General features: G+C 47.9%; 1 protein-coding gene. It reads left to right on the top strand.

What is annotated here, in order from left to right:
- The first annotated feature begins 95 nt into the window (after positions 1–95).
- Positions 96–458 carry a hypothetical protein gene (locus AC1RQI_RS17010; RefSeq protein ID WP_481905801.1) on the top strand — a complete coding sequence of 121 codons (363 nt, stop codon included), beginning with the start codon at positions 96–98 and terminating at the stop codon, positions 456–458.
- Positions 459–589 lie beyond the last annotated feature (131 nt).

A 589-nucleotide genomic window follows, 5' to 3' on the forward strand; every position in this document is an offset into this window, starting at 1 on the left:
CGACTACGCTGGTGAAATGAATCAGTAGGAAGGCTGTGGGTGAACCCGGAAGCGAGTTTTTCTACAGTCTCGTTATGGCACACAGGAAAAAGCGCATGAGTTCTAAATACGTCGTTATGGTCGCGGCATTAGCGGTCGCCGGTTTTTTGGCGTTGGCGTTCTCAAATGGTTGGTTTTGGTTTAAATGCGAAGGTTTTGGCTGCACCGGCATTGGTATTCTGTATTTGATGATATGTGCTCTTGTTGTGGTTGCCTTTTTTATTGGTGGCATCTTATTTGGTCCGGCGCCACGGTTTTTGTCTGGTCTGTTCACTGGAGGCATCGCTCTGCTTGCAATGACATTATCGCTTGGCATCATAACGATAGAAGCGCAGTGGAAAATTTCACAAGATCGGGAGGACGCTGAAGAAGCTTGTACGCAATACCCTAAGCTGTGTCCTAAAAAGTCAGTGCCATAACAAGGAGCTGCTGTCGGACAAGTTTTTCGCTGCGCTCCAAACTTGCCGCAGAGCTCGGCGTTATGAGTCTGGATGGTAAATGGACAAGCGTTTGAAGCCCGTTTGGCTGTGGATAAAACAGTACAAGCATC

The organism is Salicola sp. AFF1, from assembly GCF_056783195.1.

Bases quoted from the DNA above. Each gene is read 5' to 3' on its own strand.
- AC1RQI_RS17010 (WP_481905801.1), top strand. From the start codon at position 96: ATGAGTTCTAAATACGTCGTTATGGTCGCGGCATTAGCGGTCGCCGGT.